Origin of the sequence: Dermacoccus sp. CCH2-D9 (assembly GCF_001556795.1) — a bacterium.
GTDB lineage: Bacteria > Actinomycetota > Actinomycetes > Actinomycetales > Dermatophilaceae > Dermacoccus > Dermacoccus nishinomiyaensis.
Genome location: NZ_LSJT01000049.1, coordinates 11,356 through 36,345, shown reverse-complemented (window position 1 = coordinate 36,345; position 24,990 = coordinate 11,356). Strand labels below are relative to the sequence as shown.

Here is a 24,990-nt window from a genome sequence, read left to right as displayed (position 1 = left end):
CAAGGGGAGCGCCGTCAGCGGTTCAGCGGTTCTTGTCGAACTCTCGCTTGATGGCCGCTCCGCAGATGCCGAGGACGACGAGGCCCAGCACCGCCATGCCCCAGTCGCCGTGCATGACGTCGCCGATGACGAAGTAGGCGAAGATCAGCGCGAAGAGGCAGAAGATGACGAGCTGCGGCGTCGCTGTGCGGCCCCGACGGCGGTCGATGGCGTTGTCGCTCAGCGGATCCGTGCCGTCGATCAGCGGAGCGTCGGTGATGTCGGAACGCGTCAGATGCCCGTCCTGCGTCTGCGCCGTGGCCGAGCTGCCGTCAGAATGATCGACCTCAGGAGCCTCATCCGGGTCGAGACGCTCAGCCACGTTCGATCCCGAGAGCGTCCATGATGCGGTTGAGGTCGTCGACGGAGGCGAACTCGACGGTGAGCTTTCCCTTGTTCTTGCCCATCGTGATGCCGACGCGGGTGTCGAGCTTGTCGGCGAGATTGCTGGCCCAGTGATCGAGATCCGGGTTGGTTTCACGTGGAACAGAGCTCTTGCGCGGCTTCGTGTCGTCGCCGAGCGAGATGATCTCCTCCGTGGCGCGCACGGAGAGGCCCTCGGCCACGATGCGCTGGGCGAGCCGCTCCATCGCGGCGGGGTCACTCATGCCGAGCAGGGCACGGGCGTGGCCGGCACTCAGGACACCCGCGGCGACGCGACGCTGCACCACCGGCGGCAGTTTGAGCAGGCGGATCGTGTTGGAGATCTGCGGGCGGCTGCGGCCGATCTTCGTGGCGAGCTCGTCGTGCGTGCAGCCGAAGTCCTCGAGCAACTGTGCGTAGGCCGCCGCTTCTTCGAGGGGGTTGAGCTGGCTGCGGTGCAGGTTCTCGAGCAGGGCGTCACGCAGCAGATCCTCGTCCGTCGTCGAACGGATGATGGCCGGCACGGTGGCGAGACCGGCCTCCTGCGAGGCCCGCCAACGCCGCTCACCCATGATGAGTTCGTACGGCGTCTGCGCCTGATCCGGGTCGCCTTCTGGCACGGGCCGCACGACGATGGGCTGCAGAACCCCGATCTCGCCGATCGAGTGGACGAGTTCGGCCATGTGCTCCTCGTCGAACACCGAGCGCGGCTGCTTCGGGTTCGGGCGGATCAGCGACTGCGGGATCTCGGCGAACGACGCACCAGGCACGGGCGCGAGGTTCGACGTCACGTCCCTCTCGTCATCAATGCCGGCCGCGTCATCACGCTGTTCCGGCTGCGCTTCGAGCTTCGCCACCTCTGTTTCACGTGAAACGCTCGGCGCCTGCCCCGCGGGCTGCGTGACGGCGGCCGCGGCGGCGGCGAGGTCGTCGTGGCGGCGATGCGTCGAGGCGCGCGATTCGGTCCGGGGTTCGGTACCCCGCGGCGCCTGGTGCGACGGGCGCGGCGTGAGGGCCTCGCTGAAGCGGCTCGCACGGGCCTCCGGGGCGGCGGGTTCGTCGCCGTCCTGCGTGCGCGAGGCCTTGGAGTCGGTGAAGAAGACGTCCGTCGGGCGCGTCACCCGCGTCGGTTCGGTGGTGTTGGGGATGAGCGCACCCAGGCCACGGCCGAGTCCACGTCGCTTGTCGTTCATCGAGGTCCACTTCCTACACGGTGGGTCAGGCGGGATGAGTATGAGAAGGCTGCGTACGACGTTGCAGCATGACGGCGATCGCCGTCGGGCGTCGCGGCGTCGGTCATCGTCCGATTCGCCCCGACGGCTCGGGCACGCTCGCACCGCGCAGGGCCATCTCCCGGGCCGCATCGCGGTAGCTCGTCGCACCGGTGCTCGTCGGGTCGTACGTCATGACGGTCTCGCCATGGCTCGGCGCCTCCGAGATGCGCACCGAGCGCGGCACGAGCGCGCCGAGCACCTGCTCGGGGAAGTGCGCGCGCACCTCGTCCGCGACCTGCGCGGAGAGGTTGGTGCGCCCGTCGTACATGGTGAGAAGGATGGTCGAGACGTGCAGCCCGGGGTTGAGGTGCATCTTGATCATCTCGATGTTCTTGAGCAGCTGGCTCAGCCCCTCGAGCGCGTAGTACTCGCACTGGATGGGGATGAACACCTCGTCAGCCGCGACGAACGCGTTGACGGTGAGCAACCCGAGGCTCGGCGGGCAGTCGATGAAGACGTAGTCGAAGCGCTCGTCCGGGGTCGAGTCAGCCAACTGCGCGTTGATCGCACGGTGCAGACGGGATTCGCGAGCGACCAAGGAGACGAGCTCGATCTCCGCGCCGGCGAGGTCGATCGTCGCCGGCGCACACCACAGGCCGGGGATGTCGGGGCACTGGGTCATGACCTCGTCGATGGGCGTTCCTTCGACGATGACGTCGTAGACGCTCGGCACGTCGGAGTGGTGCTCGATGCCGAGAGCAGTGGAAGCGTTGCCCTGCGGGTCGATGTCGATGACGAGAACCTTGAGCCCCGCCTGAGCGAGCGCCGCCGCGACGTTCACGGTCGTCGTCGTCTTCCCGACGCCGCCCTTCTGATTTGCGACCGTGAGCACCCGCGGGTGCGTCGGGCGCGGCAGTTGTTCGACGCTCGTGAAGCTCACGCGGGCCGGCCTGGGCTCGGCTGACGGTGCCTCGGGTTCGGCGTGGAGCACATCGCGTCGTCCTTCGTCGTCCATGGGGTGCTGTGGGTCGTCGTGATCTGTCATGCCTTGCCAGTCGGTGTCCGTCGCGCGTTCGAAGCTGGGGACGCGGGGGCGGGCATGGCGGCGAGCGCGCCGCGACGGCAGGGGCGAGCGCGCAGCCAGGGCGGGATCAGCCTCGACGCTCTGCGACTGCGGAGCGTCGGTGGCCTCGGACTCGGCATGATGACGCGGCGCGTACCCCGCGCTCTGTGCAGAATTGCGGTGCGACACATCGTCTTGTGCCGCAGTGCCCTCGGGCACCTCGGCCGTGCCCTGATCTGTCGATGCCTCGTCGACGACGGGACCGGTCAACGTCACCGTCGTGGCGGCATCCCCCACACCTTCGCCATCGGAGACGGCGACCTCGGCCTTCGTGTCAGCGGCACCAGAGTCAGCACGGTCGTCATCGCCCCGGGCGTCGGTTGGGGTGGCGGCCTCGACGCCATCGACCGACTCGGTTCCATCCGCGTCACGCGGCGCGGGAGCCGTCGGGGTCGTTGTTTCACGGGGAACAATCGCCCCGCCGAGCAGGATGTCGTAACCGAGCGCAGCTCGCACGTCAGAGACGGCATCGCCTGCTGGGGCGGCATCCTCGCCATCCTGCATCTCGCGAGGTGAGGGTTCCGATTCCCCCGTGGGTGCGGCCTCCTGGTCAGCGGCCGACGGCTCAGCGACCTCGTCAGCGGTATCCGTCGTGCGCTGGCCGGTGACCTCCGAGACCTGCGGATCCATCATCGGCTGAGGTGTTTCACGTGAAACGTCAGCACCTATCGGGCCCTCAGCCTGCTCCGTGACGACCGGATTCACCACCGTGACGACCGCATCACCGCCGAGGCTCTCGGCCGCTGCGGTGGAGATACCCTGCCATCCGACGGGCTCTGGGCTCGGGCCCGTGTGCGCGACGCCAGGCCTGTGGGTGGGCCAGCCGACTGGGGCAGTGGATGTCACCGGTTCTCCTCGGATTCGCGTTGACGGCAAGACCCCATTGTGTCACCTGTGGCGCAGGGGGCGAACGCGGCTGTCCCCAGGCCTGACGTTGCCGTCACACCTGGGGACAGGGAATCACGTGGGGTGGCGCACCGGCACCGGAGGGAACCTCAGGCGCGCCGATCTGGACGGCGGGACGGCTTCTGCTTGGTCTTGTCGAGGGTGCCGGCCTGCTTGCGCGTGAGTTGCGGCGCGACGCCGTCGACGGTGAGCCGGACGGTCACCGTCGGTGGCTCGACGGTGCCCTCGCCCCACGTCTCCACCTCAGCCGTGCGAACACGCAACCGGCGCAGTACGGCCTCGTCCTCGTCACGCTCTTCGGCGGCACTCGAGCCCTTGAGGACGAACATCTCGCCGCCCCGGCTCACGAGCGGCAACGACCAGCGCGCCAGTTCCCCGATGCGCGCGACGGCACGTGACGTCACGACGTCGAACGTGCGCTGCCCCCACAACTCGTCCGCACGGGCGCGCACCACCTCGACGTTCGGCAAGTCGAGTTCGTCGACGACGTCGGCCAGCCACGTCGTCCGTCGAAGCAGAGGTTCGACGAGCGTCATCGTGAGGTCGGGGCGGGCGATGGCGAGGACGAGGCCGGGCAGCCCGGCGCCGGCACCGATGTCGGCGACGTGAGACCCCCGGGCGATTCCGGGGTGGACGACGGCGCAGTTGAGGACGTGCCGTTCCCACATGCGCGGCACCTCACGCGGGCCCATGAGCCCGTGGCTGACGCCGGTGTCGCACAGGGCGTCGACGTAGCGCGTCATGAGCGGCAGCTGGTCAGCCAGGAAGGCCGCTGCCGTGTCGGGTGCCGGAGGCGGCGAAGACGCCTGCGGGGCCGCAGGCGTCTTCGCGTCGTGCTCGTGAGCGGGCTGCGTCATGCTGCCGTCTCACGCTCGAGTTTCACGTGAAACACGATCATTCGGGCAGCACCACGACGTAGCGGTTCGGCTCGGCGCCCTCGGATTCCGACGTCAGCCCTGCGGCGAGCACCACATCGTGCACGACCTTCCGTTCGAACGCGGTCATCGGCTCCATCTCGACCTTGGCGCCAGTCTTCTTCGCTTCCGCGACGGCGTCAGCAGCCTTCGACTCGAGAGCGCTTCGTCGCTCGGCACGATGGCCGGCGATGTCGAGCATCGCGCGGCTGCGCTCGCCCGTCTCAGCCTGGACGGCGAGACGCATGAGTTCCTGCAGGGCGTCGAGCGTCTTGCCGCCGGAGCCGACGAGGGAGCGCGGCACCTGGCCTTCCTCGGAGTCGACGATGGAGACGGCCGCGCGGCCTCCCTCGACCTCGACGTCGATGTCGCCGTCGAGGTCGGCGATGTCGAGTAGCTTCTCGAGGAAATCCGCCGCGATCTCACCTTCGCGCTCGAGGTTGGTGACGCCAGAGCGTCCCGGTGCCTGTTCGGTCATGATGACGTCCCTCTCACTTCTTGCGCTTCGAGCGCGGCGTGTTCTTCTTCGGCTGGTTGCGCGGCCCGGTCTGCGGCGCCTTGGTGGCCCGGCCGTTCTCGCGCACCGGGTTCGTCGCCGCGGGTGTCTCGACGACGCTCGACTCGACGACGTCACTCGCAGCCGCCTTCTTCTTCGACATGGAGACCTTCGATGCGCCGGCGGGGCGTGCACCCGTCTTGACGCCCTGCTGTTCGCGGGCCTGTTCTTGCGCCTTCTCCATGGCCTGGGCGAAGCGGCCCTTCGGCTTGCCCTCGTTGGCCTTGCGCAGATCGTCCATCGTGACGGTCTTGTGCTCGCGCCCCTTGGCACGGTTGCGCTCCTCGAGCTTCTTCTCGGCTGCCGATCCGGGCGTCGGCATGCGGTGGATGACGTACCACTGCTGGCCCATCGTCCACACGTTCGTGACGAACCAGTAGATGAGGACACCGATCGGGAAGTTCACACCGGAGATCGCGAAGAAGATCGGCATCAGGTAGATGATGATCTGCTGCTGCTTCGCCATCGGCCCCTCGAGTGCGGCCTTCGGCATGTTGCGTCGCATCAGCTGGTGCTGGGTGATGAACGACGTCGCCGACATGAGGACGATGAGCAGGATGGCGACCCACTTGGCCGATCCCCAACCGTCTGTGCCCATGAAGGTGTCGGACAGCTTCGCACCGAACAGCTTCGAGCTCTCTGCCTGGCCGGCGAGCGACTTCGTGAGGAAGCCGATCTCATCGTGACGCCCGTCGGCGATCTTGCTCAGGTTGTTGAGCACCCGGAACAGCGCGAAGAAGAACGGCGCCTGGAGCAGGATCGGCAGGCACGAGCCGAGCGGGTTGGTACCGGTGGTCCGGTACAGCTCCATCATCTCTTCCTGCTGCTTGGCGCGGGACTCAGGATCCTTCTTGCCCTTGTACTTGGCCTGGATCTTCTGCATCTCTGGCTGCACGAGCTGCATGCGACGCGACGCGTGGATCTGCTTGACGAACAGTGGGATCAGCAGGATGCGCAGCACGATGACGAGGCCGGCGATGGACAGCGCCCACGTCCAGCCGGACGCCTCGGGCAGGCCGACGAGCGAGAAGAGCTTGTGCCAGCCGACCATGATGGCGGCGACGAACCACTCGAGTGGATAGAGCAGGGTGTCCATCAATCATCCTTCGCAATGATGTGGGCGTGAGTCGACGCCGCTCGCGGACGAGCAGGCGTCAGGAGGTCTTCTTCTGAGGAACGTGGTCGACCCCGCCGGGGTTCCACGGATGGCAACGGCCGAGCCGCTTGAGCGTGAGCCAGGTGCCCTTGATCGGGCCGAATCGCTGCAGGGCCGTGAGGCCGTACGTCGAGCACGACGGGTAGAACCGGCACGTGGCAGGCAACGCCGGGGAGATCCACCGACGGTAGAAACGGACGACCACGAGCAGCGGCCATACGACGACGCGGCGCCAGCCGTGCTGTTCGTCCGGCACCGGTGTGGCTGACGCGGCGTGGTCGCCGGGCACATCATCGCCGGCCGGCGCTCGAGGCACCCCGGCACTCATCGTCGAACCCTGGACGCGTCCTGATGCGCCCGGCCCGATGGTTCGCGTGAATCCGTTTCACGTGAAACATCCTGTGGTCGCTGACGTCGCGTCGCCTTGGCGAGCATCCGATCGAACTCCCTCGCGACGTCGTGGCTCGAGGCACCGGCGATCGCCGGGTTCGCGCGCACGACGATGTCGAGCCCGGGCTCGATCTCGCTCAACGCGTCCCGGGCGACGTGCCGCAGCACGCGTTTGGCCCGCGAACGCACGACGGCGTTGCCCACGGCCTTTGAAACGACGAAACCGACGCGCGGCCCCACCCGATCCTCGGGTGAAAGGCCGAACGCGTCGGCGTCGATCACATGAACGGCGAGCAGCGAGCCACCCGCGCGCCCCGCACGTCGATCCCGCAGGACGGCGCGGTACTGCCCTGCGTCACGAATGCGATGCTGAGCAGGGAGCACGGCCGGTCGTGGGCCGAACTCAGGCGGAAAGCTGCTTGCGACCCTTGGCGCGGCGGTTCGCCAGGATGGCGCGGCCGGCGCGGGTGCGCATGCGCAGACGGAAGCCGTGCGTCTTGGCGCGGCGACGGTTGTTGGGCTGGAAGGTGCGCTTGCTCACGTCGAACTCCATTGGGGAAGGGCGAACGCTCGCGCGCCGCCGTCGTGCTGATGGTCAGGGTTGTCGCGCCACCCGCACGTGACGGGCTCCAGGCTCTTCGAACCTTCGGCATCCCACTCCTGCAGCACCGGCAATGGCGGCCCACAGGGCCTGCCCATCGGCGAAGATACCTTGGAACGGCACGCATCGAGGCGGTGGATCACCGTCATCGGGGCGCAGACAATCGTCATCCAGCTTACGCATGCGGGGCCAACAGGGTCAAAACGTCCGAACCTCCACTCCATACCCAACAGCGCGCGCACGCGAATAACACATCTGTGATTCACACGTCGCTGCACAAATCCAGTCGACACGCCGTTAGCCTGGCGAGAAAACGACATTCCCCTCATCTGGCGCCACACCGCCCGACGAGCCCCACGACACACCGTGCACAGGCTGTGGATAACTCTGTGGATATGGGGCCTACTATGGGGAGACGCCAAGCCCGCCTCGTCGCCATCACGGCCTCGAGCACCAACGACCGACCGGCTGCGACCCCCGCAGCGCCAGGAGGAGCCACGTGACCACCGACGAACCCGTCGACTACGAGCGCACCTGGCACGCCGCGTTGGAGGACATGGACAAGCACGGCATCGGCTCGCGTGATCGCGCCTACCTCAACCTGACGCGCTTCGTCGGGCTGCTCGGTGACAACGTGCTGCTGTCCGTGCCCTTCGACCAGACGAAGCGGATGCTCGAGGGGCCGCTGCGCGAACCGGTGGCGAAGGCGCTCTCGGATCAGCTCGGCCAGCAGGTGCGCGTCGCCATCAGCGTGGACGAGAGTCTCCAGGCAGCGGTGCGCGACCTCGACGACGAGGGTGACGCGTCCGACGAGAACACCTCTGCAGCAACCGAATCCGGTGATGGAACGCTCGGGTTCACCGTACCCGGCCAGGGCGCACCCCGGCCGACGAAGGCCGACCCGGGCGTCGTCCTGCCGCCTCGTTCGACGGGCTATCAGCGCGATGCCGCTGCCGCTCCGAGCGACACCGAGGCCCCGCGCCTCAACCCCAAGTACACGTTCGACACGTTCGTCATCGGTGAGAGCAACCGGTTCGCGCACGCCGCCGCCATCGCCATCGCCGAGGAGCCGGGCCAGGCCTACAACCCCCTGTTCATCCACGGCGACTCGGGGCTCGGCAAGACCCACCTGCTGCACGCGATCGGTCACTACGTGCACGACTACCACCCGAAGCTGCGGGTGCGATACGTCAGCTCCGAGGAGTTCACGAACGACTTCGTCAACTCGATCCGTGACGACCGCGCCGCGACGTTCCAGCGCCGCTACCGCGACGACGTCGACGTCCTGCTCATCGACGACATCCAGTTCCTGCAGGGCAAGGAGCAGACGCAGGAGGAGTTCTTCCACACCTTCAATGCGCTGCACTCCACCGGCAAGCAGATCGTGCTGACCTCGGATCAGCCGCCGGAGAAGCTGACGACGTTCGCCGACCGCATGCGCAGCCGCTTCAAGTCGGGCCTGACGACGGACGTCCACCCGCCCGAGCTGGAGACGCGCATCGCGATCCTGCGCAAGAAGGCCAACGCCGAGCGCATGGACATCGGCGATGACGTGCTCGAGCTCATCGCCTCGAAGATCTCGACGAACATCCGTGAGCTCGAGGGCGCGCTCATCCGTGTCGCCGCTTATGCGTCGCTGCAGAAGGAACCGGTCGACCGGGCGAAGGCCGCGTTCGTCCTCAAGGACGTCGTGCCGAGCGAGACGGGGCAGATCACCGTCGGCCACATCATCGCCGAGACGGCCGTCTACTTCGGGGTGACGGTCGACGACATCAAGGGCCCGTCGCGCTCACGCAACCTGACGATGGCGCGTCAGATCGCCATGTACCTGTCGCGTGAGCTGACGGAGCACTCATTCCCACAGCTCGGACAGCACTTCGGTGGGCGCGACCACACGACCGTCATGCACGCGGAGAAGAAGATCCGCCAGCTCATCGGTGAGCGTCGCCCCGTGTACGACCAGATCACGGAGCTGACGACGCAGATCCGCCGTCGCAGTCACTGACTCCACGGCACGTCGCCGTGATCGGCGTCACTGCGAGCGCCTGACGCTGAGACAATGCGCGGATGACGACGCACCGCGCCCCGCATGCTGCTCCCCTTGACGCAGCCACATCAGGGACGCGTCGTGCAGGCGCCGTCCTCACGCTCGTGCTGGCCGGGCTGTCGATGTTCGGCCCCTTCAACGTCGACGCGCCCCTGCCCGCGTTCGCCCGCATGGGCGTCGAGTTTCACGTGGAACCGGCCGCGATGCAGCAGGTGGTCAGCGTCTACCTGTTGTCGTTCGCCGTCATGAGCCTGTTCCACGGGCCGGTGTCGGACGCCGTGGGTCACAAACCCGTCATGACGGTGGGGATCGGTGTCTATGTCCTCGCCTCCGTCGGCTGCGCTCTGGCGCCGTCTCTGCCACTGCTGCTCGTCTTCCGCGCGTTCCAGGGGTTCGCGGCCGGGGCGGGTCAGATCATCGCGCGTGCGGTGATCCGCGACCTCTTCTCCGGCCCCGAGGCACAACGCCTGATGAGCCAGGTGTCGATGATCTTCGGACTCGCGCCGGCCTTCGCGCCGATCCTGGGCGGTGCCTTGCTGACGGTGGGCGACTGGCGCTCGATCTTCTGGTTCCTCACCGCGTTCGGTGTGGTCATGACCATCTGCGTGAACAGGTTCCTGCCCGAGACACTTCCCGTGGAACAACGCTCGTCCCTCGCACTCGGGCCCATCGTGAGCGCTCTCCTGGCGGCACTGCGCAGCGGTCGGTTCCTACGCATCGCGCTGGCCGCGTCGCTCGCGTTCGCAGGACAATTCTTGTTCATCTCGAACGCGCCTCTCTTCCTCGGCGGGCTGCTCGGGCTCGGCGAGAACGAGTACTGGATGTTCTTCGTGCCGATGGTGGTGTGCATGATCGTGGGCTCCTGGCTGAGCGCGCGGGCCGCCGGGCACCTCAGCGCCGCCAGTCAGGCGTCGTACGGCCTGCTGTTCGCCCTCGCCTCAGCCACGGTCGGCGTCGTCATCACACTGCAGCCGTGGGGCAGCGACGTCCCGTGGGCGCTCGTCGCGCCTTCCCTGACGGCCTTCGGGGTTGCGGTCGCTCTGCCGGTGCTCCAGCTCGCGCAGCTCGACGAGTTTCCCCAGGCGCGTGGCACGGCGGCTTCCGCCGGCACCTTCGTCAACCTCGTCTTCGCCGCTGCTCTCGCCGGGGTGATCGGACCGTTGGTGGCCACGGACCTCGTGACGATGGCGCTCGCCGCCTTCTGCTTCGTCGCATCGGGCGCGTTGCTCTGGGCCGCCCACGTGGCGGCGCGTCGATGAGTGCGTGAGTGAACGGCGGGCCAACGCCCGACGGCTGCCAAACTGCCGCTCGGCGGCTCGCAGGTGGCCACCCACATGGTTGTCCACAGAATCTGGGGACAACCATGTGGGCAAGGTGTGGGTCGCTGACGGCCCGCGAACATCCGAAGGTCCCAGAACCCCGGAATGGCGCTCATCCACACCTGGGGACAACACTGTGGAAATGTGGACGACACCGATGTGATTCCCTCCTGGTTCACGGCAACCACCCAGCCGTCATCGAGTGATCCATCCCTCATCCACGGGGTTATCCACAGTTTCTGGGGATGAAGCAGTGGAAAACCCGTCCGATCAGGGGAAAACCCACCCCGCAACGACAGCCGGTTGTGGATGAAGATTTTCTCTCCACAACCGGCTGTCACCGTCCACAGCACCGATCCCCACGTCACCCACACCCGAGATCCCAGTGCTGACGAGGACGAACAGAGGTTTTCCCCACCATCCACACCCCCTATGACGACGACCAACATCTTCACCATGGCGAGAAAGCGCCCCACGTATCCACACCGCACCCCACTGCCGACGAGCCGGCAACGTCCCCCGTCAGCACCCCTCGTCGTCTCTTGGGCCAGGCCGACGACCTGAGCTAGGCTCACGAACGCACAGCTGTGCCTGTGGCATCGACGCGGAGTTCGTTCGCAGCAGAAGCCACCCCGCACGTGACGAGACATCGCACGAGGGTCACAGCTCGCCTGCGACGACGAACGATGAGGGACGGTGGACGTGAAGCTCCGGGTTGAACGCGATGTGTTGGCCGAAGCGGTGGCCTGGGCAGTGCGCGGTCTGTCGCAGCGCCCGCCCGTCCCCGTGCTCGCGGGTGTCCTGCTCGAGGCGAGCCCCGATGGCCTGACGCTGTCCGCGTTCGACTACGAGGTCTCCGCGAAGGTGACGGTCGACGCCGACGTCGAGGAGGCGGGCACCGTCCTCGTCCTCGGCCGCCTGCTTGCCGACATCACGAAGAGCCTTCCGCACAAGCCGATCGAACTGATCAGCGAGGGCTCGAAGGTGCAGGTCACGTGCGGCAGCGCGAAGTTCAGCCTCCAGAGCATGCCGACGGGCGAGTACCCGACGCTGCCCGCCAACCCCGATCCGACGGGCGTCATTGCCGGGGACGTCTTCACGCAGGCCGTCGCGCAGGTCAGCGTCGCGGCCGACCGCGGTGACACCCTGCCGATCCTCACCGGCGTGCGCGTCGAGGTCTCCGGCAACAAGCTGACGCTGCTCGCGACGGACCGCTACCGCCTCGCGATGCGCGAGGTCATGTGGAACGCCGGAGACGAGGGCGCCGAGTACGCGGCGCTCGTGCCCGCGCGCACCCTCGACTCGCTCGCCAAGTCCCTCGGCGCCGCCGGCAACGTCTCGCTCTCCCTGAGCGGCGCGTCGACGGGCTCCGGTCTCGCCGGTTTCGAGGCCGGCCAGCGTCGCATGACGACGCGTCTGCTCGACGGCGACTACCCCAAGGTGACGAGCCTGTTCCCGACGAGCGTCGACACGACGGCGATCGTCGAGACGGCGCAGCTCGCCGAGGCGTGCAAGCGCGTCTCCCTCGTCGCTGAGCGCAACATGCCCGTCCGTCTGCGGTTCGCCGAGGATTCGGTGCGCATCGAGGCCGGCACGGGCGAGGACGCGCAGGCCTCGGAGACGTTCGAGGCGAAGATCGACGGCCCCGAGCTCGAGATCGCGTTCAGCCCCCAGTTCCTGCTCGACGGGCTCGGCGTCGTCGGCACGAAGTACGTCCGCCTCGGCTTCACCCAGCCGACGCGTCCGGCTGTCCTGTCCGGTCAGGACGAGATCGACGGTGACGCCGACGACAGCTACCGCTACCTCATCATGCCGGTGCGTTTCGCGAACTGACGGCCGTTCGGACAGCGTTCGCGCCCCTGCCCGGACGGGCGTAGCGTGAACCCTGAGTTTTCGTGATGCGCGCGTTCCAGACGTGCGTGTCGGACATGCAACGTCACGAAGGAGCAGACCCATGCAGCTTGGTTTGATCGGTCTCGGCAAGATGGGCGGCAACATGCGCGATCGCATGAAGGCTGCGGGCATCGAGGTCATCGGCTACGACACGAATCGCGAGATCAGCGACGTCGCGGACCTCGCCGAGCTCGTCGAGAAGCTCGACGCACCGCGCAACATCTGGGTCATGGTGCCGGCCGGCAAGATCACCGACTCCGTCATGTCCGAGCTGCAGGGCCTGCTGGCCGAGGGCGACCTCGTCATCGACGGTGGCAACAGCAAGTGGTCCGACGACCAGGGCCACGCCGAGCAGTTCGCCAAGACGGGCGTGCACTTCATGGACTGCGGTGTCTCCGGCGGCATCTGGGGCAAGGAGAACGGCTACGGCCTCATGTGCGGCGGTGACGACGCCGACGTCGAGCGCATGATGCCGGTCTTCGACGCGCTGCGCCCGGAGGGCCCCCGCGAGGAGGGCTTCGTCCACGCCGGTGAGGTCGGCGCCGGTCACTACGCCAAGATGGTCCACAACGGCATCGAGTACGGCCTCATGCACGCCTACGCCGAGGGCTGGGAGCTGCTCGAGGCGAAGGACATCGTCACCGACGTCCACGGCTGCTTCAAGGCCTGGACGCGCGGCACCGTCGTGCGTTCCTGGCTGCTCGACCTCATGGTGAAGGCGCTCGAGGAGACGCCGCACCTCGAGGGCGTCTCCGAGTACTCGACCGACTCCGGTGAGGGTCGCTGGACGCTCGAGGAGGCCATCGCGAACGCCGTCCCGATGCCGGTGCTCGCCGCCGCGCTGTTCGGCCGTTTCGCCTCGCGCCAGGAGAACAGCCCGCAGATGCAGGCAGTCGCCGCACTGCGCGGTCAGTTCGGCGGGCACGAGGTGATGCAGTTTGGTCACGAGCCGTGGCGCGCCGCGAAGGAGGGCCAGGCCGAGGTCTCCGGCGCCGCCGAGCCGAAGAAGGACGCGGGCGCCGCGCGCCCGGGCGCTGCCCCCAACGAGCACTGATCGGCGTTCGTTGATCTGACGATTCGACCCCAGGGCATCCGAGCCACCGACCGAAAGCGCTGTGAGACTCCGCCATCTGTCGCTGCGTGACTTCCGCTCCTACACGGAGGCGGAAGTCGAGCTCGCTGACGGAGTGACCACATTCGTGGGCCTCAACGGCCAGGGCAAGACCAACCTGGTCGAAGCCGCCGGTTACCTCGCGACCCTGGGGTCGCATCGTGTCTCGACGGACGCTCCCCTCGTCCGCTTCGGAGCCGAGCGGGCCTTCGTGCGCGCGGCCGTCGTCCGTGATTCACGTGAAACAGTGCTCGAGCTCGAGATCATTCCTGGCAGGGCCAACCGGGCACGCATCGGACGCGCGGCTGCGGGGCGTCCCCGTGACATCCTCGGGACGCTGCGAACCGTGCTCTTCGCGCCGGAGGATCTCGCGCTCGTCAAGGGCGACCCCGGGGAACGTCGCCGATTTCTCGACGACCTCCTCGTCGCCCGTCAACCGCGCTGGGCCGGTGCTCGTTCGGACTACGACAAGATTCTCAAGCAGCGCAACGCCCTGTTGCGCTCCGCCCAACCGGCGCTCAAGAAGGGCGCGCGAGGCCTTCGCCTCTCGGCGGATGAAGAGGTTTCACGTGAAACAGCGCTCGACACGCTGGTCGAGTGGAACACGCACCTCGCGTCAGTCGGTTCTGCCCTCGTCTACGCCCGTCTACGGTTGCTGAAAGATCTGGCCCCCTACGTGGCCCAGGCGTACGACGAGGTCAGTGCCGGGCGTTCTGATGCGCGCGTCGCGTATGTGTCGTCACTGCCGGAGGCGGAGTCGACCGCGGCGCGCATCGCCTCGGGCGAGGTTCCGGAGCGCGACGAGCTCGAGAAGGCCTTTCATGAGGCGTTCGAGCTCCAGCGGACCCGCGAGATCGAACGTGGTGTCACCCTCGTCGGGCCGCACCGGGACGACGTCACCCTGACGCTCGGAGACCTGCCCGCCAAGGGCTACGCGAGTCACGGCGAGTCGTGGTCGTTCGCGCTCGCCCTGCGCCTCGCGGCCTTCCACCTGCTGCGTCATGACCTCGGCACCGACCCCGTCCTCGTCCTCGACGACGTCTTCGCCGAACTCGACGCGAGGCGCCGCGAACGGCTGGCCGACATGGTGAGCGACGCCGAGCAGGTGCTCATCACCGCCGCCGTCGAGGAGGACGTTCCCGCGCGGCTTGCCGGCCAGGTCTTCCACGTGACGAAGGGCCACGTCGCGTCTCGAGGCGATGGCTCCCTCGAGGAGGCGCCTGGCGGCGTCCAGCCCGCGGCTCACCCCGGTGTGCCCGAGGCCGAGGACGCCCCGGCTGGGCCCGCCCGTGATGCGGACGGCCGTGATGACGGTGACGCGGCAGATGAGTGAGACCGGCGGCATCGATGCGGGGGCACCGGACGACCATGCCCCGGGCACTGGCACCGATGGTGCGGCGGCGCCGGTCGAGTCGAACGCTGAGGACGAGCGCGCCGTCGCCGCGCGGTTGGCGCTCGCTCGGGCTCAGCGCAATGCCGCCGAGCGGGGTTTTCGTCCGGGTTCGCGTCCTGCGCCCCGGCGTTCCCGCTCGACGCAGAGCTTCACGCCGTCGTCGAATCGCGATGGACGCGACCCCCAACTCATCGACTCGACGATGAAACGCCTCCTGCTCGAGCGGGGGTGGAACGTCGACGTGGCAGCCGGCGCCGTCATGTCGCGGTGGGCCGATCTCGTCGGTGCGGGCGTGGCCGAGCACGCTCGGCCTCTCACGTTCGAGGACGGCGTGCTCACCGTCCGCGCCGAATCGACGGCCTGGGCCACGCAGCTGCAGCTGCTCACCGCATCCCTGCTGGCCTCCATCGCTGACGGTGTCGGTGAGGGCGTCGTCAACGAACTGCGGGTCGTTGGCCCGAGCGCCCCGAGCTGGGTGCGCGGCCCGCGTCGTGTCGCAGGACGCGGACCGCGCGACACCTACGGCTGACGGCCGCGCTTGTTTCACGTGAAACCTTCCCGGTTTCGTGTGCAGAGCGCCTCCAGCGAAACCCCGCAGCATGTCCACGTCACCCCGTCGACGCTGAGAGAGGAGCCCGAGGGAGGCCGGCCGAGCCAGAGGCCGATGGGTGCCCTTTAGGCCCCGGTCGACGATCCCCGGCACGTCGAGGCCTCGTTCCTGCGTGCACGAGGCCCTCTGGAGCGTTTCGTGGCTATGTTCTGAGCCGTGCTACCGGTAAGATGGACATGATTTGCACGTTGTATCGCGTCACGAGCCCGCACGCACGTCGTTGCGGGAGTCACGCCTCGGGTTTCCCGCTCCGAGAGCCGGCGCTCTGCAACGGTGCCACGCACGGTGAAGGAGCACAGTGGCCGACAAGCCCAGCGACGACTCGATCGACCCGACGACGCAGGATCCCTCGCTCGCAGACGCAGCCGACGGCGCGTCAGAGCAGGTCGAGCAGCACGTCCGGTCGCAGATCGACACGGAGTACGACGCCGACACCATCCAGGTCCTCGAGGGCCTCGAGGCCGTCCGCAAGCGGCCCGGCATGTACATCGGCTCCACGGGTGAGCGCGGTCTGCATCACCTCGTGTGGGAGATCGTCGACAACTCGGTCGACGAGGCCCTCGCCGGTCACGCGACGCGCGTCGACGTGACGATCCTGCCCGACAACGGCATCCGCGTCTCCGACAACGGCCGTGGCATCCCGACGGGCCGCAACGAGGCGTACGACATGTCGACCGTCGAGCTCGTCCTCACCCAGCTGCACGCCGGAGGCAAGTTCGGTGGCGGCGGCTACAAGGTCTCCGGTGGTCTGCACGGCGTCGGCAGCTCGGTCGTCAACGCCCTGTCGACGCGCCTCGAGGCCGAGGTGCGGCAGAAGGGCCACGTCTACCGCATGGAGTTCGCGGGCGGCGTGCCGCTCGGCGAGCTGCGTGAGGAAGAGGAGAGCGACGAGACCGGCACGACGATCACGTTCTGGGCGAGCCCGGAGATCTTCGAGACGACCGTCTACGACTTCGAGACGATCCGTGCGCGCTTCCAGCAGATGGCCTTCCTCAACAAGGGCCTGACGATCTCCCTCACCGACGAGCGTCCCGACGCCGTCGACGAGGGTGCTGCAGAGGAAGCTGCGGCCGACGCTGCAGCCGAGGGTGCCGACGCCGCACAGGCCGACGAGGCCGCCGCGCAGGCGAAGAAGGGCAAGAGCGTCACGTACTGCTACGCGGACGGTCTGCTCGACTACGTCAAGCACCTCAACTCCTCCAAGCGCGCCGAGGTCGTCAACGAGGACATCATCGCGTTCGAGCACGAGGACGCCGAGCGCTACCTCTCGGTCGAGGTCGCGATGCAGTGGACGACGGCGTACAGCGAGTCCGTCCACACGTACGCCAACACGATCAACACGCACGAGGGTGGCACGCACGAAGAAGGTTTCCGCGCGGCGATGACGAAGCTCGTCAACGACTTCGCGCGCCGCGAGAAGCTGCTCAAGGAGAAGGACGACAACCTCACCGGTGACGACATCCGCGAGGGGCTGACGGCCGTCATCAGCGTCAAGCTTGCCGAACCACAGTTCGAGGGCCAGACGAAGACGAAGCTCGGCAACTCCGAGGTCAAGGGCTTCGTCCAGACCGCGGTGCGCGACGAGTTCGACCACTGGCTGCAGATGCACCCGCGCGAGGGCAAGGCGATCGTCAGCAAGGCCATCTCCGCCGCGTCGGCGCGGATGGCGGCCCGCAAGGCGCGCGAGACCGCGCGACGCAAGGGCCTGCTCGAATCGGGTGGACTGCCGGGCAAGCTGCGCGACTGCCAGAGCAAGGATCCGTCGATCTCCGAGGTGTTCATCGTCGAGGGTGACTCGGCCGGCGGCTCGGCGGTGCAGGGGCGCAACCCCTTCAACCAGGCGATCCTGCCGATCCGTGGCAAGATCCTCAACGTCGAGAAGGCACGCCTCGACAAGGTGCTCGCGAACAACGAGGTGCAGGGCCTGATCTCGGGCTTCGGCACGGGCATCGGCGAGGACTTCACGATCGAGAAGGCGCGCTACCACAAGATCGTCCTCATGGCCGACGCCGACGTCGACGGCATGCACATCCGCACGCTGCTGCTCACCCTGCTGTTCCGCTTCATGCGCCCGCTCATCGAGGCCGGATACGTCTACCTCGCCCAGCCGCCGCTGTACCGCATCAAGTGGAGCAACCACGAGCACGAGTTCGCCTTCACCGACCGCGAGCGCGACGCGATGATCGTCGCAGGCCAGTCGAAGGGCTGGCGCCTGCCGAAGGAGAACGGCGTCCAGCGCTACAAGGGTCTCGGCGAGATGAACTACCAGGAGCTGTGGGAGACCACGATGGACCCGGAGTCGCGCACGTTGCTCCAGGTCACGCTCGAGGACGCCGCGGCCGCCGACGAGATCTTCGCCGTGCTCATGGGTGAGGACGTCGAATCGCGACGCAGCTTCATCCAGCGCAACGCGAAGGACGTCAGGTTCCTCGACATCTGATCTGCGTTTCACGTGAAACGTGAGCCACGAGCGGCTCCGTTTCACGTGAAACATCGCGACAACTCGACAACCCTTCATCGAAGGAATGACACATGTCTGACGACACGAACCTGCCGGGCGACGAAGCGTCCGACCTGCCGGACGATCTCCCCGAGGTCCCCCAGGGCGACGCCGACGCTCCCGCCAGCGACGCCGCAGCAGCCGCGGCCGGCATCGACCCCACGCGCCCCGAGCCGCCGACGATGAAGGTGCCGAACACGCCGGAGGCGCAGGCCGCCGTCGCCGCTCCGGTTGCGCACCGCGTCGACCCGATCGACCTCAACGCCGAGATGCAGCGCAGCTACATCGAGTACGCGATGAGCGTCATCGTCTCGCGTGCTCTGCCAGACGTGCGTGACGGCCTCAAGCCCGTGCACCGTCGCATCGTCTACGCCATGTACGACGGCGGTTACCGCCCCGACCGCGGGTACAACAAGTGCAGCCGCGTGGTCGGTGACGTCATGGGTCAGTACCACCCGCACGGTGACTCGGCGATCTACGACGCCCTCGTGCGTCTCGTGCAGCCGTGGTCGATGCGCTACCCGCTCGTCGACGGCCAGGGCAACTTCGGTTCGCCCGGCAACGACGGCGCAGCCGCCCCGCGATACACCGAGTGCCGCATGGCGCCCCTCGCGATGGAACTCGTGCGCGACATCCACGAGAACACCGTCGACTTCGAGCCCAACTACGACGGCAAGACGCTGCAGCCCAGCGTCCTGCCGAGCCGTTTCCCGAACCTGCTCGTCAACGGCAGCGCCGGCATCGCTGTCGGCATGGCGACGCAGATCCCGCCGCACAACCTGCGCGAGGTCGCCGACGCCGCGCAGTGGCTGCTCGCGAACCCCGAGGCCTCGCGTGAGGCACTGCTCGAAGAGTGCCTGCGTCGCATCCCCGGCCCCGACTTCCCGACCGGCGCGCTCATCATGGGCAAGCGCGGCGTCGAGGACGCCTACCGCACCGGCCGCGGCAGCATCACGATGCGCGCCGTCGTCAACGTCGAGGAGATCCAGGGCCGTCAGTGCCTCGTCGTCACGGAGCTGCCGTACCAGGTCAACCCGGACGCGCTCGCCGAGAAGATCGCGATGCTCGTCAAGGACGGCAAGATGGCCGGCATCGCCGACATCCGCGACGAGACGTCGGGCCGCACCGGCCAGCGCCTCGTCGTCGTGCTCAAGCGTGACGCGATCGCCAAGGTCGTGCTCAACAACCTCTACAAGCACACGCAGCTGCAGCAGAACTTCGGCGCGAACATGCTCGCCCTCGTCGACGGTGTGCCGCGCACGCTGCCGATCAGCGCGTTCATCCGCTACTGGGTCGAGCACCAGATCGACGTCATCGTGCGCCGCACGCAGTTCCGTCTCGACGAGGCCGAGAAGCGCATCCACATCCTGCGCGGTCTGCTGAAGGCCCTCGACATGCTCGACGAGGTCATCGCCCTCATCCGTCGCAGCCCGACGGTCGACGATGCCCGCACGGGCCTCATCGAGCTGCTCGACATCGACGAGATCCAGGCCAACGCCATCCTCGAGATGCAGCTGCGTCGCCTCGCGGCGCTCGAGCGTCAGCGCATCATCGAGCAGCACGACGAGCTGCAGGCGAAGATCGATGACTACAAGGACATCCTGGCCAAGCCGGAGCGTCAGCGTCAGATCGTCAGCGACGAGCTCGCCGAGATCGTCGAGAAGTACGGCGACGACCGTCGCAGCCAGATCGTGCCGTTCGACGGTGACATGAACATGGAAGACCTCATCCCCGAAGAGGACGTGGTCGTCACCATCACGCGCGGCGGCTACGTCAAGCGCACGAAGGTGAGCGAGTACCGCAGCCAGCGTCGCGGTGGCAAGGGTGTGCGCGGCGCGACGCTGCGCGGTGACGACGTCGTCGGGCACTTCTTCACGACCTCGACGCACGACTGGCTGTTGTTCTTCACGAACGCCGGCCGCGTCTACCGGACGAAGGGCTACGAGCTGCCGGAGGGCTCGCGCGACAGCAAAGGCCAGCACGTCGCGAACCTGCTCGCGTTCCAGCCGGGCGAGCAGATCGCTCAGGTCATGGCGCTTCGCACCTATACCGACTCGGAGTACCTTCTGCTCGCGACCCGCAACGGCCTCGTCAAGAAGACGCGCCTGTCGGAGTATGACTCGCCGCGTTCGGGCGGCCTCATCGCCGTCAACCTGCGTGACGGCGACGAGCTCGTCGGTGCCGGCCTCGCGACGCACGACGACGACGTCCTGCTCGTCAGCCGCAAGGGCCAGGCCGTGCGTTTCGCTGCGACGGACGACTCACTGCGTCCGATGGGCCGATCGACGTCGGGTGTCACCGGCATGAAGTTCCGCGAAGGCGACGAACTGCTCTCGATGAACGTCGTGCCGAAGGGCGCGAACGAGGTCGAGCGCGGGGCCGACGAGAAGCTGTGCGTCTTCGTCGTCTTCGAGAACGGGCTCGCCAAGCGCACGCCCGTGGAGGAGTACCCGACGAAGGGGCGCGCGACGCTTGGCGTCAAGGTCGCGACGATCTCAGAGCGAGGCGGTGACCTCGTCGGCGCGCTCGTCGTCGAGAACCGTGACGAAGTGATGGTCGTCATGGAGAAGGGCAAGATCGTCCGCTCGGCCGTCGCCGAGGTGCGTGAGACGGGCCGCAACACGCAGGGCGTGCAGTTCGCGACGCCCGGCAAGGGCGACTCGATCGTCGCCGTCGCGCGCAACGCCGAGAAGGATTCTGAGGAAATCGACGATGACGCGGTAGTTTCGGAGACGAACGAGGCCGCGGAGTCAGCTCAGGACGCAACGCACGCTCCGGACGACGAGTCGGCCTCCACGGAGAACAACGAGTCGGGAGACAGTGAGTGAGTGACTCGCGAGACGCGCGCGCGAAGCTGCCGAAATCTGCCGGGGGCGCCCCCCGAGCGGTCAAGGGCAGTAGTGCAGCGGCGCCAGCCACACGACCCCAGCAGCAGCGCGTGAGCACGCAGGCCGGCCGCGCGCCGGCCTCGTCGGGCCGCGGCGGCGCCCCACGTCGCTCCACGCCGCGCCGAGTGCGCCTGACGCTGTCGCGCGTCGACACGTGGTCGGTGCTCAAGATCGCCTTCCTGTTGTCGGTGGCCGTCGCCATCGCGTCCGTCGTCCTCGTGGCGACGTTGTGGACGGTGCTCGCGGGCATGGGCACCTTCAGCGCGATCAACGACCTGCTGCGGACGCTGGATCGTCAGGGCTCGAAGTTCGACATCCTCGACTACCTCGGGTTCGGCCGCTCGATCTCGTTCAGCATCGTCATCGGCGTGCTCAACATCATCCTCATGACGGCGATCGCGACCCTGAGCGCGTTCCTCTACAACATCTGCGCCTCCCTCGTCGGCGGCGTGCAGCTGACGTTGAGCGACGAGTGATCGCAGCCTGAGCAAGCGCGCGACGGGCCTGCCCTCCACGACGGTGGGGCGGGCCCGTCTTCGTCTGCCCAGGCTGGTGGGTGCGGGTCGCAGCTGGCCCGTGGCGACGCGGTGGCATAAGGCCCCGCCCGCGATTTGCGGGCCACGCCTGTGGTGGGTAATCTTACGTCTCGTGCTGATCACGCAGGTGAACGGCACGCACGCGGTGCAGGGGCCTATAGCTCAGTCGGTTAGAGCGCTGTCCTGATAAGACAGAGGTCACTGGTTCAAGTCCAGTTAGGCCCACCACCACTGCCCCTTGATTTCGCCAAGGAGTCGCATGTTTAAGGCACTTCTCGCATCTGCTGCGGCCGCTGCCGCCCTGTATGCGAACAGCGAATACCAGAAGCAGAAGCTGGGCAAGGAGCTGTGGGCGAAGGCCACGCAGGAGCCCGCCACGCAGGCGGCCACCGAACAACCTGGCTGAAAAACCCTCGGGGGTATGGCGCAATTGGTAGCGCACCTGCTTTGCAAGCAGGGGGTTAGGGGTTCGAGTCCCCTTACCTCCACCGAGAACGAAGAGCCCCTCACGGATTCGTGAGGGGCTCTTCGCCGCCCGGTGCCCGCGACGGCGCGGGCAGTGCTCAGAGGAAGGCCAGCGGGTCGAACTCGTCGATCGGGATGACGCGCAGGCGCGGCAGCGTCGCGTTGAACGCCTTGACGTCGTGCTCGAGGTCGAAGAACTCGAGGCCCTGTGCCCCCAGGGGCGAGAAGCCGGCGTTGCGGAACTCCTTGAAGCCGATCAGCCCGACCTTGCGGGAGCCGCCGAGCAGCGGTTCGAGCTGCGGGAGGAAGTCGCCGTCGTGGCTGACGAGCATGACGTCGGCCTGCAGCGTCAGGAGGGCGTCGAGCGTCTTCTGGATGGCCATGTCGACCACCTTCTCGCCCTCCGCGCCGGAGAGGGGGATCGGCTGGTAGCCGAGCGCCGTCAGGGCCTGGATGAACGCCATCGGCAGCTCGGGGCCGTTGGCCGCGAGGAAGAACAGCCCCTTGGCGTCCTGGTGCCACTGGCGCTGGGCGAACTTGAGTAGCCTGTCCCAGCGCGGGCGCTCGTCAGGGTGGGGGCGGCGACCGAGGATCGAGGTGCCGAGCGTGGCATCGATGTTCTCGCCGTCGATGAGGAGGTAGGTGGTGCGCTGAGCCATGGCTCCAACCTAGTCCATGCCGGGCTGACGACGATGGGCCAGTGTTTCACGTGAAACACCGGCCCATCGTCGTCGGGGAAGAATCAGAGGGACGCGACCGCCTCGTCGACGGGCGTCGCGCCGTTGACGACGACGAACGTCTCTCGGATGGCATGCCCGCTCGTCAGCACCTGCGCGAGCGTGTGGGCGACGTCGCCGCGCGTGATGGGCTGACGCTGCTGGTCGGGGTTGATCGTCACCTGGCCCGTGGGCGCGTCATCGGTGAGCATTCCGGGGCGGACGATGGTCCAGTCGAGGTCGCGGGTACGCAGGTCGGCATCCGCGCCACCCTTGGCGTAGAGGTAGACCTGGAAGGCGCCGGCGTCGACGCTCTCCGGCGCGTCGGAGCCGATCGACGACACCATGACGTAGCGTCGCACGCCCGCCTTCTCCGCGGCGTCGGCGAGCAGCACCGCTCCCATGAGGTCGACGCTCCACTTGCGCGCCCGACCCGACTCCGGGCCGCCACCCGCGGCGAAGACGACGGCGTCGCAGCCGTTGATGGCCTCGGCGACGTCGTCCACCGAGGCGTCCTCGAGTGAGATGACGGTGGGCTCCATGCCCGCGGCGCGCAGGTCGTCCGCCTGCTCCGGTGTACGGATGAGGCCGACGACGTCGTGGCCCTCGCCGCTCAACCGCTGCCCGAGCAACCGGGCGATCTGGCCATGTCCTCCTGCAATCGCAATACGCATGCCTCGACATTACTCCTGTGGGCCTCAAACGTCGATCCGGCTCGATTGTTTCATCTACGCGTATCTAGTAGATCGAGTACAGCGAGGTAGCAAGCGCTGACATGGTGCTCGTGACGTCGGCACGGATAGAGACGCGTACGGCCCCCGGCCGGCACGAGAGGCCCCGGACGGGAGCCTGTCGGTGTGGGGAATGATCGACACGCGCGACAGCCATGCAGACAACGAGGCGGCCATCCACACGGGATGGCCGCCTCGTCGTGCCCGGTCGCGAGGCGGGGCCTGGCGTCGGGGTGGAGCGTCGAACTCAGTGGTCGTCGCGAGCTGCGCGACGCGAGCTGCGCGTCTCGCCCGCGCTCGGGTCCTCGAGACCTTCCGTCGTCATGTGGCCCGAAGCCTCGGCGTCGGTCCACGACGCAGCCGTGCCGGGGGCGCCGGCGGGCTCGGCAGTCGGCGTGTCGACACCGGCCGGGCGCACCATCGTCGTGTCGTCGGCCTTCGCAAAGTTCGTCACGGGGTTGTTGATCGTCATCTCGTCACCGCGAGCCGTCTTGGAGTCGGCGATGGCGGCCTCCGAGAGGCGAGCGTCCGCCGCACGCTTCTTCTGCTGGTCGGCGTACACGAGGTAGCCGGCTCCCGCGAGAGCGGCGACACCGAGCGTGATGAGGAAGCCGCCCTTCTTCTTCTTGGGCGCGAGGGCCGGCGCGTACTGCGCGACCTGCTTCTGCGCGCCCTCGGGCAGCTGGCCGACGACGTTGTGCGACGCGGCGGTGCCGGCGGCAGCAGCGGTCGCGAGGATCTCCTTGAGGTGCGGCAGCAGCTCGTCCTTGTAGAAGTCGCGCGCGTTGTCGGCTGAGATGCCCTTGTCCTCGGCGACGGCCTCGGCGCGGCCCCGCAGGGCGGCGGCCTTGTACGCGACGTCCTCGCGGGCGCCCGGGCCGAAGGCGCTGACGGCCTTCTTGTCGGCCTTCTTCGACGCCTTGGACGTCTTCTTGTCAGCCTTCTTCATGAAGCGCGAGGAGTTCTTGTCTGCCTTCTTGGCAGCCTTCTTCCCCTTCTTCTGTGCGTCGTCACGAGCGTCCTTGGCGGAGTCGGCGACGGCGGCGAGCGAGGCGACGGTGGCGGCCTTCGCAGCGCCGGCCTTCTCGGCGACGGCTTCGCGCTGGTCGGCGGTCTTGTCGGCGACCTTCTCCGTCGCTGCCTCGACGTGCGGCGCAGCAGCGTCGCGGGCCTCTTCGAGCTTCTCGACGATCACGTCGCGGGCTTCCTCGGCCTTCTCGACAAGGGTCGGCACGACGTCCTTCTCCGTCTTGACCTTGGCCTCGACGGCCTTCTCGGCAGCGAGACCGGCGACGGCGAGGGCGGCGCCCTTGGCCTTCTCGGACTTGGTGGGTTCGGACTTGCACAGCATGGCTGGTCTTCCTCTCCAGTCGGCAGCAGTTCTTCACTTCATCCTGCCTTGTTCGGGCGGGGCTTACCAACCGGTTGTGAGGTATTGGACGCTGTGGGAGGTCGTTTCGCTGAGCGCGAACGCCCGAGACCTCATCATGACCTGTCGTGTTCCACGTGAAACACTGGA

23 protein-coding genes and 2 tRNA genes are annotated in these 24,990 nt (G+C 67.7%); 13 read left to right on the top strand and 12 right to left on the bottom strand.

Annotated elements, in window-relative coordinates; all coding sequences use genetic code 11:
* Positions 1–22: 22 nt before the first annotated feature.
* From AX669_RS04520 to AX669_RS13585, 3 genes are all read right to left on the bottom strand, one after another.
* Positions 23–361, bottom strand: coding sequence for a hypothetical protein (locus tag AX669_RS04520; protein ID WP_062256889.1), 339 nt, complete (start codon positions 359–361; stop codon positions 23–25).
* Complete coding sequence (locus AX669_RS04515; protein ID WP_062256887.1) at positions 354–1,595, bottom strand: ParB/RepB/Spo0J family partition protein; 1,242 nt, start codon at positions 1,593–1,595, stop codon at positions 354–356. Before AX669_RS04515 ends, AX669_RS04520 begins: the two co-directional genes overlap by 8 nt.
* A gap of 103 nt (positions 1,596–1,698) precedes the next feature.
* Positions 1,699–2,742, bottom strand: a complete 1,044-nt coding sequence (locus AX669_RS13585; RefSeq protein ID WP_369126493.1) for a ParA family protein — start codon at positions 2,740–2,742, stop codon at positions 1,699–1,701.
* On the opposite strand from AX669_RS13585, the gene AX669_RS14170 reads away from it, so the two are divergent.
* Complete coding sequence (locus AX669_RS14170) at positions 2,635–3,255, top strand: hypothetical protein (protein ID WP_197418853.1); 621 nt, start codon at positions 2,635–2,637, stop codon at positions 3,253–3,255. The two genes, AX669_RS13585 and AX669_RS14170, sit on opposite strands and share 108 nt — an antisense overlap.
* 479 nt (positions 3,256–3,734) lie before the next feature.
* Here AX669_RS14170 and rsmG read toward each other — a convergent pair whose 3' ends face one another.
* From rsmG to rpmH, 6 genes are read right to left on the bottom strand one after another with little or no spacing between them, the layout of a single operon-like run.
* Positions 3,735–4,502 carry a 16S rRNA (guanine(527)-N(7))-methyltransferase RsmG gene (gene rsmG, locus AX669_RS04505; RefSeq protein WP_062256885.1) on the bottom strand — a complete coding sequence of 256 codons (768 nt, stop codon included), beginning with the start codon at positions 4,500–4,502 and terminating at the stop codon, positions 3,735–3,737.
* Positions 4,503–4,539: 37 nt separating this feature from the next.
* On the bottom strand, positions 4,540–5,037 hold the full coding sequence (locus AX669_RS04500) for a R3H domain-containing nucleic acid-binding protein (RefSeq protein WP_006944720.1): 498 nt from the start codon (positions 5,035–5,037) through the stop codon (positions 4,540–4,542).
* A gap of 13 nt (positions 5,038–5,050) precedes the next feature.
* Positions 5,051–6,211, bottom strand: a complete 1,161-nt coding sequence (gene yidC, locus AX669_RS04495) for a membrane protein insertase YidC (RefSeq protein WP_062256884.1) — start codon at positions 6,209–6,211, stop codon at positions 5,051–5,053.
* A gap of 58 nt (positions 6,212–6,269) precedes the next feature.
* Complete coding sequence (gene yidD / locus AX669_RS12950) at positions 6,270–6,599, bottom strand: membrane protein insertion efficiency factor YidD (protein ID WP_081873519.1); 330 nt, start codon at positions 6,597–6,599, stop codon at positions 6,270–6,272.
* The gene (rnpA, locus tag AX669_RS04485; protein ID WP_062256882.1) at positions 6,596–7,045 is read right to left on the bottom strand and encodes a ribonuclease P protein component; all 450 of its coding nucleotides are present in this window, start codon (positions 7,043–7,045) and stop codon (positions 6,596–6,598) included. Before rnpA ends, yidD begins: the two co-directional genes overlap by 4 nt.
* A gap of 19 nt (positions 7,046–7,064) precedes the next feature.
* On the bottom strand, positions 7,065–7,202 hold the full coding sequence (gene rpmH, locus AX669_RS04480) for a 50S ribosomal protein L34 (protein ID WP_006944663.1): 138 nt from the start codon (positions 7,200–7,202) through the stop codon (positions 7,065–7,067).
* 559 nt (positions 7,203–7,761) lie between these two features.
* Here rpmH and dnaA point away from each other — a divergent pair.
* The 12 genes from dnaA to AX669_RS04425 all read left to right on the top strand — a co-directional run bounded on the left by dnaA (position 7,762) and on the right by AX669_RS04425 (position 22,047).
* Positions 7,762–9,267, top strand: coding sequence for a chromosomal replication initiator protein DnaA (gene dnaA, locus AX669_RS04475; protein ID WP_062256879.1), 1,506 nt, complete (start codon positions 7,762–7,764; stop codon positions 9,265–9,267).
* Between the two features lie 62 nt (positions 9,268–9,329).
* Positions 9,330–10,568, top strand: coding sequence for a multidrug effflux MFS transporter (locus AX669_RS04470; protein WP_062256877.1), 1,239 nt, complete (start codon positions 9,330–9,332; stop codon positions 10,566–10,568).
* Positions 10,569–11,330: 762 nt separating this feature from the next.
* The gene (gene dnaN, locus AX669_RS04465; RefSeq protein WP_062256955.1) at positions 11,331–12,461 is read left to right on the top strand and encodes a DNA polymerase III subunit beta; all 1,131 of its coding nucleotides are present in this window, start codon (positions 11,331–11,333) and stop codon (positions 12,459–12,461) included.
* 121 nt (positions 12,462–12,582) lie between these two features.
* Positions 12,583–13,575: a phosphogluconate dehydrogenase (NAD(+)-dependent, decarboxylating) gene (gnd, locus tag AX669_RS04460; protein WP_062256875.1), complete on the top strand. Its 993-nt coding sequence runs from the start codon at positions 12,583–12,585 to the stop codon at positions 13,573–13,575.
* 61 nt (positions 13,576–13,636) lie between these two features.
* The gene (gene recF, locus AX669_RS04455; protein ID WP_062256873.1) at positions 13,637–14,965 is read left to right on the top strand and encodes a DNA replication/repair protein RecF; all 1,329 of its coding nucleotides are present in this window, start codon (positions 13,637–13,639) and stop codon (positions 14,963–14,965) included.
* Positions 14,958–15,554 carry a DUF721 domain-containing protein gene (locus tag AX669_RS04450; protein ID WP_062256953.1) on the top strand — a complete coding sequence of 199 codons (597 nt, stop codon included), beginning with the start codon at positions 14,958–14,960 and terminating at the stop codon, positions 15,552–15,554. The genes recF and AX669_RS04450 overlap by 8 nt, the downstream gene beginning before the upstream one ends.
* Positions 15,555–15,933: 379 nt before the next feature.
* Positions 15,934–18,075, top strand: a complete 2,142-nt coding sequence (gene gyrB / locus AX669_RS04445) for a DNA topoisomerase (ATP-hydrolyzing) subunit B (RefSeq protein ID WP_062256871.1) — start codon at positions 15,934–15,936, stop codon at positions 18,073–18,075.
* Positions 18,076–18,167: 92 nt separating this feature from the next.
* Positions 18,168–20,963 (top strand): DNA gyrase subunit A, encoded by a 2,796-nt coding sequence (gene gyrA / locus AX669_RS04440; protein ID WP_144708338.1) that lies wholly within the window; start codon positions 18,168–18,170, stop codon positions 20,961–20,963.
* A gap of 110 nt (positions 20,964–21,073) precedes the next feature.
* A complete protein-coding gene (locus AX669_RS04435) occupies positions 21,074–21,499 on the top strand; it encodes a DUF3566 domain-containing protein (RefSeq protein ID WP_231729406.1) in 426 nt (141 codons plus the stop codon).
* Between the two features lie 211 nt (positions 21,500–21,710).
* Positions 21,711–21,787 (top strand) — tRNA-Ile (locus AX669_RS04430).
* Between the two features lie 31 nt (positions 21,788–21,818).
* Positions 21,819–21,965, top strand: a complete 147-nt coding sequence (locus AX669_RS13270; RefSeq protein ID WP_006944753.1) for a hypothetical protein — start codon at positions 21,819–21,821, stop codon at positions 21,963–21,965.
* Positions 21,966–21,974: 9 nt separating this feature from the next.
* A tRNA-Ala gene (locus AX669_RS04425) sits at positions 21,975–22,047 on the top strand.
* A 75-nt stretch (positions 22,048–22,122) separates the two neighbouring features.
* On the opposite strand, the gene AX669_RS04420 is transcribed toward AX669_RS04425, so the two are convergent.
* The 3 genes from AX669_RS04420 to AX669_RS04410 form a co-directional block, all read right to left on the bottom strand.
* Positions 22,123–22,683 (bottom strand): NYN domain-containing protein, encoded by a 561-nt coding sequence (locus AX669_RS04420; protein ID WP_062256869.1) that lies wholly within the window; start codon positions 22,681–22,683, stop codon positions 22,123–22,125.
* 83 nt (positions 22,684–22,766) lie between these two features.
* The gene (locus AX669_RS04415) at positions 22,767–23,414 is read right to left on the bottom strand and encodes an SDR family oxidoreductase (protein ID WP_062256868.1); all 648 of its coding nucleotides are present in this window, start codon (positions 23,412–23,414) and stop codon (positions 22,767–22,769) included.
* Between the two features lie 304 nt (positions 23,415–23,718).
* Positions 23,719–24,822 carry a hypothetical protein gene (locus tag AX669_RS04410; protein ID WP_062256866.1) on the bottom strand — a complete coding sequence of 368 codons (1,104 nt, stop codon included), beginning with the start codon at positions 24,820–24,822 and terminating at the stop codon, positions 23,719–23,721.
* Between the last annotated feature and the right edge of the window lie 168 nt (positions 24,823–24,990).

Bases quoted from the DNA above. Each gene is read 5' to 3' on its own strand.
- yidD (WP_081873519.1), bottom strand. From the start codon at position 6,599: ATGAGTGCCGGGGTGCCTCGAGCGCCGGCCGGCGATGATGTGCCCGGC.
- AX669_RS04470 (WP_062256877.1), top strand. From the start codon at position 9,330: ATGACGACGCACCGCGCCCCGCATGCTGCTCCCCTTGACGCAGCCACA.
- AX669_RS04515 (WP_062256887.1), bottom strand. From the start codon at position 1,595: ATGAACGACAAGCGACGTGGACTCGGCCGTGGCCTGGGTGCGCTCATC.
- yidC (WP_062256884.1), bottom strand. From the start codon at position 6,211: ATGGACACCCTGCTCTATCCACTCGAGTGGTTCGTCGCCGCCATCATG.
- AX669_RS04450 (WP_062256953.1), top strand. From the start codon at position 14,958: ATGAGTGAGACCGGCGGCATCGATGCGGGGGCACCGGACGACCATGCC.
- AX669_RS04410 (WP_062256866.1), bottom strand. From the start codon at position 24,822: ATGCTGTGCAAGTCCGAACCCACCAAGTCCGAGAAGGCCAAGGGCGCC.
- AX669_RS04420 (WP_062256869.1), bottom strand. From the start codon at position 22,683: ATGGCTCAGCGCACCACCTACCTCCTCATCGACGGCGAGAACATCGAT.
- gyrA (WP_144708338.1), top strand. From the start codon at position 18,168: ATGTCTGACGACACGAACCTGCCGGGCGACGAAGCGTCCGACCTGCCG.
- AX669_RS13270 (WP_006944753.1), top strand. From the start codon at position 21,819: ATGTTTAAGGCACTTCTCGCATCTGCTGCGGCCGCTGCCGCCCTGTAT.
- AX669_RS04500 (WP_006944720.1), bottom strand. From the start codon at position 5,037: ATGACCGAACAGGCACCGGGACGCTCTGGCGTCACCAACCTCGAGCGC.
- AX669_RS04415 (WP_062256868.1), bottom strand. From the start codon at position 23,414: ATGCGTATTGCGATTGCAGGAGGACATGGCCAGATCGCCCGGTTGCTC.
- gnd (WP_062256875.1), top strand. From the start codon at position 12,583: ATGCAGCTTGGTTTGATCGGTCTCGGCAAGATGGGCGGCAACATGCGC.
- rsmG (WP_062256885.1), bottom strand. From the start codon at position 4,502: ATGACGCAGCCCGCTCACGAGCACGACGCGAAGACGCCTGCGGCCCCG.